Here is a 17,454-nt window from a genome sequence, read left to right as displayed (position 1 = left end):
GTATGGATCCCGACGACGTGACCTTACCGACCAGACTGCATCTGGGCGTCGCCACGTCCTCCCTTCAGATCGAAGGCGGCGACACCCACAACGACTGGCATGACTGGGCTCAAAAGCCCGGCACTATCCGCGACAACTCCGACCCCGCTACTGCGGTCGACCACTGGCAGCATTGGCGCGAGGACATCGAACTGATGCGCAACCTTGGCATTCGCGACTACCGAATGTCCCTGGAGTGGGCGCGCATCGAACCCGAAGAAGGTGTCTTCGACACTGACGCCATTGCCCATTACCGACACGAGCTCGAAGCACTCGTCGAAGCAGGGATTCGACCCCTCGTGACGCTGCACCACTTCTCTAATCCGTGCTGGTTTGCCCAGCGAGGTGAATTCACCCGCCACGAGAACATCAACTGCTTCATGCGTTTCGTCTACCGGGTAGTACGCGAATTTCGCGACCTCGTCACCGACTGGGTGACGATCAACGAACCCAATGTCTATGTCACGCAGGCGCACCTGTTCCAGGAAGGTCCCCCGGCAGATGTATCGTGGCGCAGCGTGCGCGCCTGCCTGCGCCACCTCGCTCAGGCTCACTGCCGCGCCTACATGCTGATCCACCGGCTGCAACCAGAAGCGAAGGTCGGTTTCGCGCACCACATGCGTGTTTTTGTGCCGCGCGTCGCCTCGAACCCGTCGCACAGGGTACTCACCCGCGTTGCCCGCTACGCGTTCCAGGACGCCATCGCACAGGCAATGCTGGTCGGTGAGTTTCCGGTCGCTCTCGGCACAAGTGGCGGAGTGAAACCGGGGCGCTACTACGACTTCCTGGGCATCAACTACTATTCGCGCAGCGCGATCGACAAGCTCGAAGATGGCACCATACCCGGTGCCCCTGTCAACGACCTGGGCTGGGAGGTCTACTCTGACGGCATCGTGGAGGTGACACGCGAACTGGCTGAGCGCTACAACGCACCCGTATGGATCACTGAAAACGGTACGTGCGACAACGGCGATGCAAACGCCGACGAATCATTCCGCTGCCGCTTCATCTGGGATCACCTGAATGCACTGGCGCACAGCGGCCTGCCCGTCGAGCGCTACTACCACTGGTGCTTTACCGACAACTGGGAGTGGAGCGAGGGAATGACAGCGCGCTTCGGCCTGGTCAGTGTGGATCCTGCCACCGGTCAGCGCACGTGCAAACCCTCCGCCCTCATGTACCGCGACATCATTCGCGAAGGCGCACTGACACCGGATCTTTACGACACCTACGTTGCCGGCCAGCGTTACCGGGAGGATCCGCAATGAGCACCGCATCTGACCAGACCCACCACCACGATCACTTCGTTGATCCTCATGCGCGACCACCCGTCACCAAAGGCTGGATCGGTCGCTACGGATTGGCTTACCTGGGCATCAACCTGGCGTGGGCGGGCCCCAGCCAGCTCCTCATCGCCAAGCAGGTCCTTGACTTCTTCGGAGACAACGGCAAAGAGCAGTACCTTGCGCTGATCATGGCGGTCGGCGGTGCGGCCTCCATTATCGCCACCGCATTGTGGGGATTTGCCACCGACTGGACGCGTTCGCGTTTTGGGCGTCGATCCCCGTGGGTGCTGATTGGCGCGGTAACATCAGCTGCCTTGCTGGTGTGGATGGGCGGGGCATCCTCGTTCGTCAGTTTGCTGATCGCGTGGACGCTGTTCCAGATCATGATCGCAAGCGCCGTGGGAGCGAGCCAGGCGATGGCACCCGACCGTGTTCCGACCAACCAGTACGGCACGGTTTCGGGCGTCATGGGTCTGACGTACACACTCGCCCTGGTCCTCGGCACGGCAATCGGCACGGTCTTCGATGTCGCACCGGCCTACTGGATTTCCGCTGCAGTCGTGGTGGTCCTGGTCGTACAATTCCTGGTTTTCTACCGCGAGGTCCCCACTGGCGAGGGCGTCTTCGCGATCTCACCGACCACACCTGCCGCGACCGATGACAGTGATGAGGATGTGAAGAAACCCGTCGGCGCTCAGGCGAATGCCGACCGTCCATATGCAGACTTTATCTGGGTGTTCATTGCGCGCATGGCTGTGACCCTGGGGAACGTGACGGCTCTGTTCTACCTGTTCTACTACCTGAGAGATCGCATCAAGCTGGACGATCCAGATACGGGCGTGCTGATCCTGACCGGAATCTATGCGCTGGCCGTGGTGGTGTGCGCCGTGGTGGCCGGGTCGATTTCTGACAAGATGCATCGGCGCCTGATTTTCGTGGCCGGATCATCCGTTGGGGTTGCGGCCGCCTGCTTGATCATGGCGTGGGCGCACGCGTTCTGGGTGGTCATTATTGCCGCGCTGGTACTCGGCATTTCGTGGGGCGTGTACATGGCGGTCGATCAGGCGCTGATCAACGAGGTACTGCCAATCCCCGCGCAACGCGGACGCGATGTCGGAATCATGAATATCGCGGTTGTCACGCCAAATGCGCTGGCACCGGTCGTGGCAGCGGGAGCCTTGTCATTCCTGGGCGGCTATGCGGGCCTGTATATCCTGTCCGGAGTGCTCGCACTGACCGGCGCACTCGTGATGTATCGGGTGAAGAACGTGGCGTGAGCAGCTTGCCTGGTGCCGAGCAGATGTCTGCTCTCAGTCAGTTGGCCGTCACAGCATCAGGATCCACACGTCCTGACACGCCGATCCCCAGCACCAATGCTGTTTGCCGCAGATCATCATCCATCTGAGCCGTCAGAGCATCGACCGAGTCGAACGCCTGCATCGCACGGATGCGTTCCACGAAGTGCACCGCGATGCGCTCGCCATACAGGTTCAGGTCGGCGCGCCCCAGCACGTGCGCTTCAACGGTGCGCTTATCTCCACCGAACTGCGGGTTGGTGCCCACTGAAATCGCTGCCGGATAGAACTCACGCGCCGTCGTATTCGGCACCGAGCGCACGACCCATCCGGCATACACACCGTCCGCAGGCACCACACCGTCGATCCCCTCGGACAGATTGGCAGTCGGAAAACCGAGTTTGCGTCCGCGTTTGAATCCGTGCTGAACAACGCCACGCACTCGGTGCTGTCGGCCCAAAACATATGCCGCCTGAGCAACGTCACCCTCGTCAAGTAGTTCACGAACCCAGGACGACGACCAGCGCCGACCTTGCGGGCTGATGATGTCAGCGACCATCACCACATCAAAGCCGTATTCTCTGCCCAGTTCACGCAGGGTTTCGACCGTGCCGGCGTTGTCTTTGCCGAAGCGGAAATCCTCACCAACCACAACTTCCACAGCACCCAGTACCTCAACGAGCGTGAGCTGGACGAACTCGCGCGCCGTCAGCGAATAGAAGGAGCGGTCATAGTGGATGACAAGCGTGTGATCGAGGCCGGCAGCATCCATCGCGCTCAGGCGATCTTCCAGTGGGCTGATCAGCTGCATATGCGAGTCGGGCTGGTGGACTTGCCGGGGGTGCGGGTCAAAGGTGCAGGCCACTGCCGCCACCCCACGTTTGCGCGCACGGTCCACGCAGGCGGAGATCACACGCCGATGACCGCGGTGCATACCATCGAAGTTGCCGATGGTCACCACGGAGGCGAAATCTCGTGGCACTTGGTCAATTGACGTCCACACCTGCATGTCTTACCACACCCTTATCGTGCGCAGAGCACCGTTTTGTACCTTCACCAGGCCTAAACACCGGCCTTCACAATACACGCCGATCGGCTGGTCCACATTCATATCAGCCAGCTGCGCGCCGCTGCGTTCAGGCGGATTCCCGTGAGCAAAGCGCGCGGCCTCCTCCTGAGAAATCTCAAGGGTGTCAAAGAGTCTGCTGACGGCCTCACCAATGGGAATGATCGGCACGTCGGCTCCTTCAGCGCACAGCGCTTCAAGCCGATCCAGTGGCGCAGCATCGTGCAGGGTGAATGCCCCGGCCTGCAGCCGGCGCAAAGCAGTCAGGTGTGCAGCTGTGCCGAGCTGTTCGGCAATGTCGCGGGCAATGGCTCGCACGTAGGTGCCGGCCGAACATTCAACGTGAATATCACAGTCCACCACCGGCACGCCTGCCTCCGCTGCGGTCGGGCGGAGCGGCCCAGTCAGGTCAATCGCGCTGATATGAACCTCGCGCGGAGGGATGTGGACGTCTTCTCCTTCGCGCACCAGAGCGTGCGCACGCTTCCCACCGATCTTGATGGCAGAGACGGCAGAGGGCACCTGCCACCCACGTTCACGCACCACACGGGCAGCGTCGGCCACCTGATCGGCTGTCACATCGCTGGCTCCTGGGCACTCCGTGACCTGCCCATCTGCGTCCTCGCTGGTTGTCCCGATTCCCAGACGCATGGTGGCGTCATAGGTCTTCGTACTGGCGCTCAGGTAGGTGAGCAGCCGCGTCGCTTTGCCGATACCGATCACCAACACACCGGTCGCCATCGGGTCGAGCGTGCCGGCGTGCCCGACTTTACGGGTGTGCGCCAGTCGTCGCACACGGCTCACCACGTCATGACTGGTCATCCCTTGGGGCTTGTCAACGATCAGAATTCCCGAGGGTGGCTGTGGCTTCTGCTTCGAATCGGTAGGTGTCATGGATCTGGGCGGGCCTAGATTTCGTCGGTGTCGGCGTCGGCCTCGTCGATGTCTGATTGATCGACGTATGTGTCGTCAGCGCCTCCCTCGTCGGCGTATTCCTCGTCGTCTTCTTCGGGATGACGGTAGGGGTCTGCCTCGCCGGCATAGCTGGCACCTTGAGCACCGCGCGCGATCTCCTCATCACGCGCACGAGCCTTGCCCAATGCATCTTCAATGGAGGCGGCCGTCTCTGGAAGCGCGTCGAGGATGAATTCGAGCGTCGGGGTCAATCGAATGCCCAATGCCTTGCCCACTTCGGAGCGAATCAGCCCCTTGGCGGATTCGAAAGCGCGCGCCGTTGCTGCGCGTTCCTCGTCATCACCCAGGACGGTGTAGAACACGGAGGCGTGCTGCAAGTCTCCTGTGACGCGCACATCTGTAATGGTCACGAACCCCAGGCGCGGATCCTTGATGCGTCGGCCCAGCAAGCGTGCGACCGTCTGATGAATCCGGTCCTCCACCTTATGTACTCGCGATTCATCTGCCATGGTGATGCCTCCTGTGCTGGTAAACAAACGTTGCGACCCTCTATCGTACGTGTCTGCGCCGTCGTGTTCCTAGTGATCGTGTCCATCACCTCATGTTCACCGTCAGCACATCGGCGGCTGCATAATAGGAGCCGTGATCACTGAGCCGCACGCAGATTTTTCCGCCATCCATTTCCTCGCGCTGTCCGCTGCGCGCCATGCCGGGCGCGACAATCTCATCGAGCTGCATCTGGATCCTGCAGCGCACACCTACTCGGAAGCCTCGCGCCGCACCCTGGCTCACAGCCTCGACAACGCGCTGCGCGCTGCTCAGGTCTTATTGGACTGGAATGTCGGGCCCACCTGCCGCGTCATTATCATGGCGCCGAACTGCGCCTGGCATATGCTCGTGCACGTGGCCTGCTCCGCAATAGGAGCCATCACTGTGCCGCTCGATCAGCACCTGCAGGCCGGGGAATTAGCCGCCATCCTGGTCAACTGCGAGCCGGATGTCGTCATCTGCGGGGATGCTCAGATTGACCGCGTTGAGCGCGCGACCACCTTGAATATCGACGCCGACAACGCTTCCCACCCGGCCCGCCAGCCACGCGTCGTGACAGTTGACCAGTGGAGTCGCGCGGTTGCTGAGACCTCTCCCCTGCCGCTTGCTGATGTGGCGGCACTGCCTGCGGACACGGTCGGCGCAATTTTGTACACCTCGGGAACGGCCGCTCATCCCAAGGGCGTCACACTCACCCATGAGAACCTGTGGTGGGGCACGCGCAATTTCCGCGACGTCTTCGAATATGGTCCACGCACCGTCGAAGCCGTCAGCGTTCCCCTGTCCCATATCGGTGGTTTCAACGGCACCACGCTGGACCTGGCGGTCTCGGGCGGAACGGTGATCATCGTGGATGCGTTCCATCCAGCTGCACTGGTCGAAGCCCTGGGCAGCTACCAGGTGGAGATGATGTTCGCCGTTCCCACGATGTACCGCATGATGTGTCAGGTTCCCACTTTCACCTCGGATGGGTTGCCCTCATTCACGCGCCCTTTGATCGGCGGCGCACCCGTACCGGCTGACCTTGCCGCCATGTTGCGCGAACGAGGCCTTGAACCGTTCAGCGTATGGGGGATGACTGAGCAGGCAGCGTCAGGTACGTGCCTGGTTCCCGGTCTTCCAGCCGACCGCTCCACAACCAGCGGTTTTCCTTTCCCGCACACACGTATCGGTATCGAGATGGTGGATGGGCTGGACGCACACGCTGTCCCAGTTGAAGGTACCCGGGCGGGCGAGTCCCCCTCGTTAGTTGCGAGCGTTCTGCCGCCCAGCTCGCGCGGGGGAGACATCCGTGCGAACACTATTGGTGAACTCATCTGCACCGGCCCATCCGTTACCAACGGGTACTGGAATGACGAGGAACTCAACGCGGCATCGTTGAGGGGCCCGTGGCTGCGCACCGGCGACTTGGGTTTCATTGACGAGGACGGCTTCGTTCACATCGTGGGGCGCAAAGTGGCCACGGTGAACACAGGCGGCGAAAAGGTGCTCCCTCACGAGGTTGAACAGGTGCTCACGCGCATGGACGGAGTCCGATCCGCGCATGTGGTGGGTGTGCCCGATGTGAAGTGGGGCGAAGCTGTCAGCGCGGTACTGGTCATGAATGAGGGGTGCGAAGCGCCATCGCTTCACGATGTACGTGAGTTTGCCGGTCGATATCTTGCGCGCTTCAAGGTGCCTCAGCGCCTGGCGGTAGTTGAGTCACTGCCGGTATCGTCCAACGGCAAGGTCACCGTCTCCGCGCTTCGCGCAGTGTTCGCACCAGGCGACTAGCAGGGCGGTGTGTGTACCGGAAGCGTGTGTACCAGACATGTGCGTGTACGAGGCACATTGGCATTGAATCCAATGAACGGGTGAATGTGCGCGCATACGCACGCGTCACGTTCTGTCGCAATGTGGACGCGTATCGGTAAAAGAACATTGCATGACGGTGCAGCGGCCGGTGTACGGAGCAAATGTAAATGTGCGGAAATTTGCTGTCAGGTATGGACAAAGGTCCTGTTTTCCGTTTACATTCCTAGGTGTGGACGAAATTGCACAAGCACAAGAGCGGGTCAAGCGTCAAGTGGCCCAAGCTCAACAGCACGCAGAAACCGCAACAGAATTTCGTCGCCGAGCAGAGAAGGTGACCGGACAGGGCACCAGTCGCGACCGTCTCGTGCGAATCACGGTGAATTTTCAAGGTCATCTCAGAAGTACAGATATCGATAGTCATGCCCAGGGCGTGCCAGCCGATCACATCGCCTACGACGTGATGGAGGCTTACAACGCGGCGCGCACGGACCTTCGCGGTCAGGTGCACACGATCGCGGGCGAACTGTTTGGTGAGGATTCTCCGATTGTCTCAAGATTGATAGGTGAAATGTGAGCGACCTCGAGATCAGAACAGACGAACTGTCCCAGCACAAAGCACACGTAGCACAGGTGGCCAGCGCTGTTGACCTGGCTAAGCAGGCCTCATATGAAGCGGGTATAGGCGGCACCGCTTTTGGGCTTCTCTGCACCCCGATCTTGCTGCCTCCGTTGTTGATCATGGAAAGCGCAGCGCGCCGAACCATGCAAAGCGCGACCGACGCCTTGGAGAGGACGTCCAGGCAGCTCGGATTGACCACTGAAGACTTCAACTCTCAGGAAGCGGACCTGACGCGCGGGTTCAAAGCTGAGGTAAACGTATGGGGTAAGCGGGGTCGCCATGAGTAATTCTTTGGTTGCTGAACGCCAGGAATCCACAGGGCAGCTGGCCGGTACGCTGCTGATCGAAGATGGTGAGGCCCTCGTCAAGGCCTTTGAATCGAAGGACTGGGTCAGTGGCGGCGTCGCGCTCTTTTCAACCGCGCTGGATATCGGTGCCGCGGTCCTCGACCCGCTGGGCACACTGATTGCGATGGGTCTGGGGTGGCTCATCGAGCATGTTCACCCTCTGGACGAATGGCTCGATGCGTTCACCGGTGATGCCGACCAGGTGGCCGCCTACAGCGCGACGTGGAAAAACATTCACGCTCAGCTCGCTGAAGCCGGTACGCTTCTGCAGAACCACACCCGCGTCGACCTGTCCGATATGCGCGGTGAGACCATTCAGGCGCTGAATGCCCTCGAAGGCGACATCGCCAAGACCGTTGAGAAAGCCGGACGTTGGGCAGATGCAATGGGCACGGCACTGGAAGTAGCTGCGTCCCTCGTCCAGGTCGTTCATGACCTGGTCCGCGACGCGCTCTCACAGATCATCGGTGCTTTTGCTTCAGCATTAATCGAAGCAGTCGCGACCGCTGGTTTGGCACTGCCGGCGATCATCCAGCAAGTCACCGCCAAAGTATCCAGCCTGGCCACTCGCATCAGCGAAACGATCAACAAGGTGATCGAGTCGATCGGCAACCTCAAAGGCCTCCTGGGTCAGCTTGCGGGCCTGTTCGACAAGGTAAGCGGCCTGCTGAATCAGTTCCTGGCCACCCCCGGTGGTCAGATTCTGAAAGATGTCGGCACCAAGCTTCTCACCACTGGTGGAAACGCGCTGCTCAACAAGATCACGGGTGGCTCACAGGGTGGCGGCCTCTTTGGTTCTCAGCGTCAGATGATGGATCCTGCGGCGTACGGTCGAGGCACCTCGTTGAACCGAGGTTCAGGATATTACGGTGGCGGAGCATATGGCGGCTTGGGTTACTCAGACTACTATGGCACCCACTACGCCTCAGCTTTGCCGAGTTCGTATCACGCAGGCTCCTACGGCATGCCAGGCTCCTATGACGTGTCGGGCGCTCATAGCGCGTCTGATGTGAGAATGAGCCACTCTGCTGCCTTCGCGGGTATCCGGCACAACGGTGATATCACTCCTGACTCACGCATCCCGGTGGCTCCGGCAGGTGCAGAAGCTGTCCACGCGTCTTCATCTGCTCCCACGCAGGCGGGCCGTCTGGGCTTCCACGCCGCTGAATCGTCAGCCGCGTCCTCTGCCTCCTTGGCAGCTCGTGGTGGCGCCGCGGCGACTGGGCGCGGCTTCATGGTTCCGCCGATGGCGATGGCAGGCGCCGGTGGTTCGATGGCGGCAGCAGCCTCGTCCGGATCTGGTTTCAGGGGAGCGCATGCGTCCCGGCAGATTATCAACGAGGAGAATTTTCAGTCATTGTTCGACACGGAGCCAGAAGCTCCTGCTTCGAACGTGCCAGTCATCACTGGTAGCCATCACACTGAACACGCCTTCTCGCCGAGGTCATAACTTCTGGTTGCCGACGCACAACGCGCGCCTTGACTGGCTCATCAGCCAGCTTCAAGGCGCGCGTTGTGTGATGTATGAGGTTCCTAGAGGGCCGAAACCGGAAGCGGACGTCCTACCAGCGACCCGCTGGCAGGGATCGCAGGTTCGGCCGACGTTGAGTGAGCACACTCTGCCGGAGACATCCGTCCCACAACAGCTGAGGCTTCCTGACGCGCCGCACCAGCGGAGGCCAGTTCAACGAGGTCAGCATATTGGGACGGGATTTCCCGACCCAGGTTCTTCATCGCTTCGCCCCACAGTTTGCCTGAACGGTAGGAGGAACGCACGAGCGGCCCTGACATACAGGCGGGGAATCCCATCGCATACGCCACGTCACGCAGTCGCACGAATTCCTGAGGTTTGACCCATCGGTCAATGGGATGGTGCAATGCCGAGGGGCGAAGGTATTGCGTAATGGTCAAGATGTCACACCCCGCGTCCAGCAGGTCACGCATGGTGGATTCGATTTCTTCGGTCGTCTCCCCCATGCCCAAAATCAGGTTCGATTTTGTGACGAGGCCAGCCTCCTTCGCTGCGTTGATGACACTCAGCGAACGGTCGTAACGAAACGCCGGCCGGATTGTCTTCATCAGGCGCGGAACCGTTTCCAGATTATGAGCGAACACCTGAGGCTCGGATTCGAATATCTGTGCAAGGGCATGTGGATCGCCTTTGAAGTCATCGACCAGCAATTCGACACCGGTACCAGGCTGCATGACATGGATCTGTCGGCACGATTCTGCGTAGAGCCACGAGGCTCCGTCTTCAAGGTCGTCTCTACTGACGCCTGTGATCGTCACATAGCGCAGTCCGAGTTCTTTAACCGACTCAGCCAGGCGCTTGGGCTCATCCCGGTCGTATTCAGTTGGCCGTCCGGTGGCAATATCGCAGAAGTCGCATCGACGCGTACACAGCGCTCCACCAATCAGGAAGGAAGCCTCACGGTCCTCCCAACATTCATAGATATTCGGGCAGTTAGCTTCTGCGCAGACGGTGTGCAGTCCGCCGCGATGAACCAGCTGCTGCATATCCTGATATCCCGGCCCATTGGAAACGCGCGTCTTCAGCCATGTGGGACGTTGCTTTTCGATAGGCGTGTGCGAGTTGCGCTCTTCGACGCGTCGGAGCTTGCGGCCTTCAGGTTCTGGCAGTGTCGACAACGCTGGTCCTCACTTCGTTGCAGCTAGTTCAGATTCGTGTGCAGAGTATGTCAGTGGCTCCAGGTGGGCTGTCAGGGACGCGATGAGCGGGTCAGCCGCATCGGCAACGCTGACACCATCGACGCCTTCCCCAACGAGGGAGGCGACACCGCAGTCGTGCAACCCACAGGGAATGATACCTGTGAAGGCGCGCGAAAAGTCAGGATTGACGTTCAAAGCAAGACCATGCATCGTTGCGCCCTGAGCCACTTTGAGTCCGATGGCGCAGAGTTTGCGATCAGGGTCACGCAACCACACACCGGCTTTGCCCTCAATGCGAACAACCGGCAGGTGCCATGTAGTGCGGACAGCCTCGATGACTGCCGCTTCGACGGCGCGAATGTATCCAATCGTTTCCGTTGGATCTGCCAGGCGAATAATCGGGTAAATCACCAGCTGCCCGGGCCCGTGCCACGTTACCGATCCTCCACGGTCAACCGAAATGACCGGCAGGTCAGCATCGACGATATCTTCAGGCTTCGTGCGCCTCCCAGCCGTGTAGGTCGGTTCGAACTGAGCAACAATGAGCGTGTCATCGCAATGGCTCACCTTCACGTCATCGAAGGTCTCACGCTGGATTCGGTCACCTTCCATGTACGGGATCAGTCCGCGATCCAAGAGGTTCTTTACCTGCATGCTTCTACTCTACGCTGGCGAAACTTATCGCCCCACCCGAGCAAGCGTGAGATACGCCGATGTTGGCAGTACTGCGAGCGCCCTCAGTTCGCTACGATTCAGATATGACTGATCATGAACGCCAACGCGCGATTATGGAAGAACTGGAAGTTGTCGAAGATTTCGATGCGGCTCACGAGGTCGAGCGTCGAATCACGTTCCTGGCCGAATATCTCAAGGAAACTGGCCTGAAGGGCTATGTCCTGGGCATTTCGGGCGGAGTAGATTCTACCGTTGCCGGTCGCCTGTCTCAGCTGGCGTGCGAAAAAGTGCGCGAGGATGGTGGTGACGCCACATTCGTCGCGATGCGCCTTCCATACCAGGTCCAGGCTGACGAGGACGACGCGCAAGATGCCCTGTCGTTTATCGATGCTGATCAGGTTCTGACAGTCAACATCGGAGCGTCGACCGATGCCATGTGGCAGGCAGTGAGTGAAGCAGATGATGATCATGTCGATTCCTACACGGAGTTTGTCAAGGGCAACGTGAAGGCTCGCGAACGCATGATCGCGCAGTTCACAGTTGCCGGTGCTCGCGGAATGCTCGTCGTCGGCACTGATCAGGCTGCGGAAGCCCTCGTCGGGTTCTACACGAAGTTTGGTGATGGTGCTGCTGACGTGACACCGCTGACTGGACTGCCCAAGCGCCGCGTGCGGGAGCTGGGCCGCTATCTGGGCGCTCCGGCGACACTGACTGACAAGGTTCCTACCGCGGATCTGGAATCTGATAAGCCGCTGCGTCCTGATGAAGTTGCTCTGGGCGTCACGTATGAGGCCATTGACGACTACCTTGAGGGCCGCGAGGTGAGCGAAGAAGATGAGCAGACCATCGTCAGGTGGCACTCGCGCACCGCTCACAAGCGTGCACTGCCTTTGACACCTGGCCGTTGGGAGAAGACGCACTGATGGCACGACGCTCGCGTCAGCCTTCACCTGTCACATGGGTGTTAGCTGGTCTCGCGTGGGGCGCGCAGCTTGCAGCACTCTATGCCCCTGATCCGCGAGCTGTGACACGGTCGGATTGCGGCGCCAGCGGAATCGGCGTCACTGACGCTGATGACACCGACGGCAATGGCACCAATTACCTCAGCGATACCGGCACCAGCGATACCGGCACCAGCGCGGCCTGCTCCACTGGCGGAACCTGTGCCACCGACGATACCAGCGCCATCGACAGTGACGATCACGACAGCATCGCGGACGCCGTGTTGAAATCGATGCCGCGTGATGCCGACAAACTTGTGCACGCTGTGTTGTTTGCCGCAGGCACTGCCAGCCTCGTTGCTGTGGGAGTGCCGTGGTATGTGGCCGCTGCGGGCCAATGCGCGCACGGATGGATCTCCGAAAAACTTCAGGCTCATATTCCGGGTCGCGGTGCCGATTCGGTAGATGTGGTGGCCGATGCGGCGGGCGTCGCGGTGGGGACAGCACTGGGCGTGATCGCTACCCGTTGACGACAAGGAGTCACAATGGGCAGCTCTCATCTTATTGATAAGTATTCTCACTTGCACTAGTGTGGTGGTAACTTCACCGCCTACGAAAGATGCACACCGTGCCCGCCATCTCCCGCCAACGATTCTTCCGATATGCCGGCGCCACCCTCGTCACTGCAATCATGACCATCGGCGCCGCACTGTCGACAACTCCGCCCACCCATGCCGCTCCCGATGACGGGAAAACCGTGGCAACGCTCGGACATATCGATGCGCCGAAAACGTATTGGGAAGGCGGAACCTTCGTCCTCAAGAACGAGGCGCATGGGAAGGTCTATCCGCTTGAGCAGACCGTAAACTGGGTCGGCAAGGGGTACAACGACACAACCCAGGCTCAGCAGTTTATCTACCACGTTCCTGACGATCCTGAGGTGAGATTCCTGCGAGACACCAGTGCCACGTGGTACATGGCTCCGCAGCTTCCGGGGTGGAATCAGGCTCCGATCTGGGCAGGATTTGGTGCCGATGCAGATATTCCGATTGAACAGTTTGCTGGTCGCACTTTCACCCTCGACCTGGTTGATTTTGATGGACCTGGTCGCATGGAACTGATGAATTACACGACGTTGGGGCCATTGAAGATTCTGACGCGCTTAATCTCCAGCCATAATCCGGATCTGCGCTCAACATGGTTGACTGCAGGATCTCACACGCACAATATGACGCTGTTTTCCAAACCCGGACGCTACACGGCGACATATCGCGTCACCGCACGCTCAGCTGACGGCACCCTGATCGCGTCAAGAAAGTACCCGCACGTGTGGCAGGTCGGCGGCAGCCAACCCGGAAGCACACCCTCTGCTTCGCTGTCCGATCAGTTTGCCGCGGCATCTGATGCTCCACCGCAGGCCGGTACCTACTCCTTGACCGTTCGCCCCCACCACGGGCGAGACAATGATGGTGATGATCAGCTGACGGATCTGGTGGCGAGCGTGCCTGAAGGTGCCAGCGGAACAGTGACCTTCTTGATCGACGGCTATTTCCTGGCGGAAGTACCTGTTAAAGACGGGCGTGCAACGTGGCCTGAAATGCTGGGGAACACCACCAGCTCCCTCCAAGCCGTTTTTATTCCCGCAGATGGCACACACGCCAGGTGGGTCTCACCCGAAGTGTCTTACTCGACAGGCGATGCTGCGGCAACGGTATCGTCTCCCGCAAGCGCTCAGGGGCTGCCGCAGCCCGCTTCACACGATCCGGCGCCTGCATTTTCGACCGACGCGTATACGCCCACTGACTTGGGATTCGCTCTCACGCTCACCCCGGAAGACGGGGAGACATTCAGCACGACTATAAGGTTCAATGACCCGAAGATCCGTGCGACGCTCCGTGGCGGATATTACGAGGCTGGCGCGAATAATCCCACCTGCGGTCTTGAGCCCTCGGAGATGGTGTCGGGGTCGAAGGGCGCAGCCACCGCTTCCATCACCTATATGCAGTCTGACTGCGATGGGATGTCACTGAAATTCACGGTGCTCCCTCACGCTCTGATCGGAGCGCTGCCGACCGAGGTCACGATCCCCACGCCTGTCAATACTGCTCAGCCGCTGACGTATTCAGGCACGCTGAGAGCTGCTTCTCCCGCAGCACCTGCCGATCCAGATTCCGATCCGTCCGACGCAGCCGGTACGGATGGAAAGCCGGGCGGATCCGAGACGGGGACTGATCCTGGCTCAAATCCCGGTGCGAAACCAGGCACCGCTCCCGGAACCGATAGCGACTCGCCGCACACACAGGCTGACCCGCGTCTGATCCTGAACGATGGCCACGTGGATATTCAGGCCCGCTTGGAGGCAAATGGTCGTCTGGGGATCGCATTGAAGGATGACACCAGGCAGCATGCACATTCATCGCAGGTTCGCGAACTATCGTCAGTCGCGTTCGCACTGGATGACAATACGCGTCGGTCCACTCCGCGCACTCCGTCAGGCGCGGCGAACGGACCCAATTTCCTTCCCACACCTCCAGCCAAGTACTACCTGCTGGACCAGGAACAGCGCCAGGGCGCGTTGTGGCCAGGCTGGTCGACGACCGAGGTTGACGCTGAGCGTGCCGAGTCACTGACTTTACACCTTGAGCCGCGCTCCATTCCCAAAGGCGCCTCATACCACGTCTTTACCCTGGGAACCTTCGGTGAGACCACCGAATTGATAAATTCGACCCGCGAAATGACAAGCATCACCATGCCGGCGAACATTCACGCACATGCGGCGTGGGCATTCACCCAGCCTGGCGTGTATCTGCTCGATGCGTCCTACAGCGGGACGATCGATGGCGCGCCCGCATCATCAGGCAAGCAGTGCCTGACCGTACTTGTCGGTCACCAGGCAATCCTTGATCACAGGTCAGGAAAGACGCCCTCGTGCGCTGACACGCCCACCGCAGGCACTCCCACGCCAGATACTCCCGCTGGCGGGGCTCCCTCCAGCGAATCTCAGCCGACAGACTCTGGCAAGACGAAGACTGACGGTGCAGATGCAGGTACCACACCGCAGGACGCGGCTGGCGCGCAGAGCACGGGCGAGCAGCATGCCTCCGCCTCGGCTTCAGGTGCCCCGTTGGCATCAGTTACGCCACTGGGCACGCAGCGCCTTGCCAGCAGTGGCGCCCATGGAGGAATGGTCGCAGGCGCACTCATACTGGCCGCGCTCGGGTGTGCGTGCGTGGCCAGGCACCCTCGCTGTTCTTAGTGAGCAACCATATTGCGGCCGGCCTTTTCTGCGATCGTACGCGCGGCAACATACCCGAAGACCAGAGCGGCCCCAATCGACGTGCCGCCGGCAGTGTAGGTGTGTCCAACAATGGATTTGGTGGTATTGCCGGCCGCATACAGACCGTCAATGACGCTGCCGTCCTCGCGCGTGACCTGCGCCTGCGGATTAATCACCAGGCCGCCCGACGTTCCAATGTCACCGGGGTAGACCTGCGTGGCGTAGAACGGGCCTTTCTCCACTGTGCCGAGCGACGGGTTCGGCTCATGGTAGCGGTCACCGTAGAAACGATCGTGTTCGTTTTCGCCGCGGTGGAAATCCTCGTCGATGCCTGTGCGCGCAAAATCGTTGAACCGCTCGAGGGTGAGGCGCAGCTGCTCGACCGGCACGTCGATCTTCTGCGCCAGCTCGTCCACGCTGTCTGCCTGTACCATCGCCCCTGATTCGAAGTATTCCCTGGGCAGGGGCACGACCGGCATGTGTCCGTAGCCGAACACGTATTTCGAGCGGAACTGATGATCGAAGATCAGCCAGGCGGGAAGGTTTTCAGCGTCTCCCTCGCCCTTGCCGAAATGCCCACCATACAGGCCCTGGCCAGCGGTGCAGTATGGCAGCGCTTCGTTCATGAAGCGCTTGCCCTGGCCGTTGACAATCACGGTGTGTGGCAGGGACCGGTCCGGGACGATAAAGCGTTCCTCATCTTCAATGACGATCGGCGTCCACGCGGATGAACGCGGCAACTGGATAACAGGTGACCAGATCGCATCAGCCATATTGTCGATCGCAGCACCGTGTTGCAGGCCGACCTGAATACCGTCGCCCGTGTTCGTTTCCGCGCCGACAGTCCACGTGCCATTAATCGGGTGGCGCTGGTATTTCTGACGCATCTGCGCGTTTCGCTCGAACCCGCCGCACGCCAGGATGACGCCCTTGGCAGCGCGGATACGTGACTCCTTGCCTTCGTGCGTCACGACGATGCCGCGCACCGCGTCATCCTCCACAATGAGGTCCTTCAACGCGGTGTTCATGGCAATTTCGACACCTGCGCGCAGGCATCCTTCCATGAGGGCGCCGGTCAGTCCCATTCCCATTGTGCGCGGTGTGCGCCGGGCAAAGAGATGCTTGATGTTGCGTGCAGTCAGTCGGGCCAGTCGCGCCCACGGCTTCCAGCTTGACGCAAAGAGCAGGATGTCGGCGGAGTCGAACGAATTCAGATCCAGCGGAACAGCCGGTTTGAAATAGGCCTCCATCTGGTTCTTTTTCCATTTGCCCAGTTTGTTCGAGTCGAAGGCACCGGCCTCCACGCCGCGTCCTTGCGGCTGAGCTCCCGGAGCGTCGAGCCAGTAATCGGGGTAGCCTTCCATGTTGCGCCACACCAGTCCGGGGCAGTTTGCAGTCAGGAAATCCATCGCGCGCGTACCGTTGGTCAGGAACGAATCAATCATTTCGTCACTGGTGCAGTCTCCAACCGTCGCCTTCATGTAGGTGCGACCCATTTCCATATTGTCGTTGCCGCCGACACGTTGAAGCTGTTTGTTACCCGGCACCCACACCATGCCGGCCGACTTAGCGGTGGACCCGCCCCATTTGTCGCCTTTTTCGATCATCAGTGTGCGTAGCCCGTTTTTTGCCGCCGTCAGTGACGCGCTCAGGCCGGCTGCACCCGACCCGACGACAACGACATCGAATTCTGTTCGCTTCATTGCTGGCCTTTCATGTGTCGTTCGGACGAGGGATCACGCTTCACCATTGCCAGTGAGTGCCCACTCGTTTCACACTTACCGCTACTGTACGGCATTGAAGCGACGAACGTGCCGGATCGCACTCCCCCTCTTGTCACAAACGAAATTCACATTCATACAATCTTCTGTTCGTCCTCGTGGGTTCCACTTTCGTCGCTTTGAAGGGCTTTCTGTTTTCGCCGCTGTCCGTTTTGTCTCGTTCCTCTTTGTCATCTCACCCGTCAGCGCAGTGAGATTCG

15 protein-coding genes are annotated in these 17,454 nt (G+C 60.1%); 9 read left to right on the top strand and 6 right to left on the bottom strand.

Features of this window, described 5'->3' with window-relative positions; genetic code table 11:
- Window positions 1–2: 2 nt before the first annotated feature.
- Together BLT69_RS03825 and BLT69_RS03820 are read left to right on the top strand one after the other, a co-directional pair.
- Window positions 3–1,307 carry a glycoside hydrolase family 1 protein gene (locus tag BLT69_RS03825; RefSeq protein WP_092648453.1) on the top strand — a complete coding sequence of 435 codons (1,305 nt, stop codon included), beginning with the start codon at window positions 3–5 and terminating at the stop codon, window positions 1,305–1,307.
- Window positions 1,304–2,602, top strand: coding sequence for an MFS transporter (locus BLT69_RS03820; RefSeq protein WP_092648452.1), 1,299 nt, complete (start codon window positions 1,304–1,306; stop codon window positions 2,600–2,602). Before BLT69_RS03825 ends, BLT69_RS03820 begins: the two co-directional genes overlap by 4 nt.
- Window positions 2,603–2,639: 37 nt before the next feature.
- On the opposite strand, the gene BLT69_RS03815 is transcribed toward BLT69_RS03820, so the two are convergent.
- The 3 genes from BLT69_RS03815 to rbfA are packed head-to-tail and all read right to left on the bottom strand — an operon-like array spanning window position 2,640 to window position 5,110.
- Entirely contained in the window at window positions 2,640–3,629 is a 990-nt protein-coding gene (locus BLT69_RS03815) for a bifunctional riboflavin kinase/FAD synthetase (protein WP_058236427.1), read from the bottom strand.
- A gap of 3 nt (window positions 3,630–3,632) precedes the next feature.
- Complete coding sequence (gene truB / locus BLT69_RS03810; RefSeq protein WP_070725946.1) at window positions 3,633–4,580, bottom strand: tRNA pseudouridine(55) synthase TruB; 948 nt, start codon at window positions 4,578–4,580, stop codon at window positions 3,633–3,635.
- Window positions 4,581–4,594: 14 nt separating this feature from the next.
- Window positions 4,595–5,110 carry a 30S ribosome-binding factor RbfA gene (gene rbfA, locus BLT69_RS03805; protein WP_092648451.1) on the bottom strand — a complete coding sequence of 172 codons (516 nt, stop codon included), beginning with the start codon at window positions 5,108–5,110 and terminating at the stop codon, window positions 4,595–4,597.
- A gap of 133 nt (window positions 5,111–5,243) precedes the next feature.
- Between rbfA and BLT69_RS03800 the strand changes: the two genes are divergently transcribed.
- The 4 genes from BLT69_RS03800 to BLT69_RS03785 all read left to right on the top strand — a co-directional run bounded on the left by BLT69_RS03800 (window position 5,244) and on the right by BLT69_RS03785 (window position 9,360).
- On the top strand, window positions 5,244–6,923 hold the full coding sequence (locus BLT69_RS03800) for a class I adenylate-forming enzyme family protein (protein WP_092648450.1): 1,680 nt from the start codon (window positions 5,244–5,246) through the stop codon (window positions 6,921–6,923).
- A gap of 250 nt (window positions 6,924–7,173) precedes the next feature.
- Window positions 7,174–7,518: a YbaB/EbfC family nucleoid-associated protein gene (locus tag BLT69_RS03795; RefSeq protein WP_157886343.1), complete on the top strand. Its 345-nt coding sequence runs from the start codon at window positions 7,174–7,176 to the stop codon at window positions 7,516–7,518.
- Window positions 7,515–7,850 (top strand): hypothetical protein, encoded by a 336-nt coding sequence (locus tag BLT69_RS03790; RefSeq protein WP_058236422.1) that lies wholly within the window; start codon window positions 7,515–7,517, stop codon window positions 7,848–7,850. The genes BLT69_RS03795 and BLT69_RS03790 overlap by 4 nt, the downstream gene beginning before the upstream one ends.
- Window positions 7,843–9,360 carry a hypothetical protein gene (locus BLT69_RS03785; RefSeq protein ID WP_157886342.1) on the top strand — a complete coding sequence of 506 codons (1,518 nt, stop codon included), beginning with the start codon at window positions 7,843–7,845 and terminating at the stop codon, window positions 9,358–9,360. Before BLT69_RS03790 ends, BLT69_RS03785 begins: the two co-directional genes overlap by 8 nt.
- An 83-nt stretch (window positions 9,361–9,443) precedes the next feature.
- Here BLT69_RS03785 and lipA read toward each other — a convergent pair whose 3' ends face one another.
- On the bottom strand, window positions 9,444–10,559 hold the full coding sequence (gene lipA, locus BLT69_RS03780; protein ID WP_092648447.1) for a lipoyl synthase: 1,116 nt from the start codon (window positions 10,557–10,559) through the stop codon (window positions 9,444–9,446).
- A 9-nt stretch (window positions 10,560–10,568) separates the two neighbouring features.
- Entirely contained in the window at window positions 10,569–11,234 is a 666-nt protein-coding gene (gene lipB / locus BLT69_RS03775; protein ID WP_058236420.1) for a lipoyl(octanoyl) transferase LipB, read from the bottom strand.
- Between the two features lie 104 nt (window positions 11,235–11,338).
- Here lipB and nadE point away from each other — a divergent pair, with 104 nt between their 5' ends.
- The 3 genes from nadE (at window position 11,339) to BLT69_RS03760 (ending at window position 15,452) form a co-directional block, all read left to right on the top strand.
- Window positions 11,339–12,178, top strand: coding sequence for an NAD(+) synthase (nadE, locus tag BLT69_RS03770; RefSeq protein ID WP_058236854.1), 840 nt, complete (start codon window positions 11,339–11,341; stop codon window positions 12,176–12,178).
- Window positions 12,178–12,726 (top strand): hypothetical protein, encoded by a 549-nt coding sequence (locus tag BLT69_RS03765; protein ID WP_092648446.1) that lies wholly within the window; start codon window positions 12,178–12,180, stop codon window positions 12,724–12,726. Before nadE ends, BLT69_RS03765 begins: the two co-directional genes overlap by 1 nt.
- A gap of 98 nt (window positions 12,727–12,824) precedes the next feature.
- Window positions 12,825–15,452 (top strand): choice-of-anchor M domain-containing protein, encoded by a 2,628-nt coding sequence (locus BLT69_RS03760; protein WP_162272391.1) that lies wholly within the window; start codon window positions 12,825–12,827, stop codon window positions 15,450–15,452.
- Here the strand turns inward: BLT69_RS03760 and BLT69_RS03755 are convergent.
- Window positions 15,449–17,176 (bottom strand): FAD-dependent oxidoreductase, encoded by a 1,728-nt coding sequence (locus BLT69_RS03755; RefSeq protein ID WP_070725958.1) that lies wholly within the window; start codon window positions 17,174–17,176, stop codon window positions 15,449–15,451. The genes BLT69_RS03760 and BLT69_RS03755 overlap by 4 nt on opposite strands.
- Window positions 17,177–17,454: the final 278 nt, after the last annotated feature.

It is taken from the genome of Schaalia radingae (assembly GCF_900106055.1).
GTDB lineage: Bacteria > Actinomycetota > Actinomycetes > Actinomycetales > Actinomycetaceae > Pauljensenia > Pauljensenia radingae_A.
The sequence above is the reverse complement of the archived record's forward strand: the minus strand, read 5'-3'. Positions and strand labels throughout refer to the sequence as shown.

Excerpts from the sequence above, each read along its gene's own strand:
- BLT69_RS03825 (WP_092648453.1), top strand. The coding sequence starts at position 3 with ATGGATCCCGACGACGTGACCTTACCGACCAGACTGCATCTGGGCGTC.
- BLT69_RS03820 (WP_092648452.1), top strand. The coding sequence starts at position 1,304 with ATGAGCACCGCATCTGACCAGACCCACCACCACGATCACTTCGTTGAT.
- BLT69_RS03815 (WP_058236427.1), bottom strand. The coding sequence starts at position 3,629 with ATGCAGGTGTGGACGTCAATTGACCAAGTGCCACGAGATTTCGCCTCC.
- truB (WP_070725946.1), bottom strand. The coding sequence starts at position 4,580 with ATGACACCTACCGATTCGAAGCAGAAGCCACAGCCACCCTCGGGAATT.
- rbfA (WP_092648451.1), bottom strand. The coding sequence starts at position 5,110 with ATGGCAGATGAATCGCGAGTACATAAGGTGGAGGACCGGATTCATCAG.
- BLT69_RS03785 (WP_157886342.1), top strand. The coding sequence starts at position 7,843 with ATGAGTAATTCTTTGGTTGCTGAACGCCAGGAATCCACAGGGCAGCTG.
- lipB (WP_058236420.1), bottom strand. The coding sequence starts at position 11,234 with ATGCAGGTAAAGAACCTCTTGGATCGCGGACTGATCCCGTACATGGAA.
- nadE (WP_058236854.1), top strand. The coding sequence starts at position 11,339 with ATGACTGATCATGAACGCCAACGCGCGATTATGGAAGAACTGGAAGTT.
- BLT69_RS03765 (WP_092648446.1), top strand. The coding sequence starts at position 12,178 with ATGGCACGACGCTCGCGTCAGCCTTCACCTGTCACATGGGTGTTAGCT.
- BLT69_RS03755 (WP_070725958.1), bottom strand. The coding sequence starts at position 17,176 with ATGAAGCGAACAGAATTCGATGTCGTTGTCGTCGGGTCGGGTGCAGCC.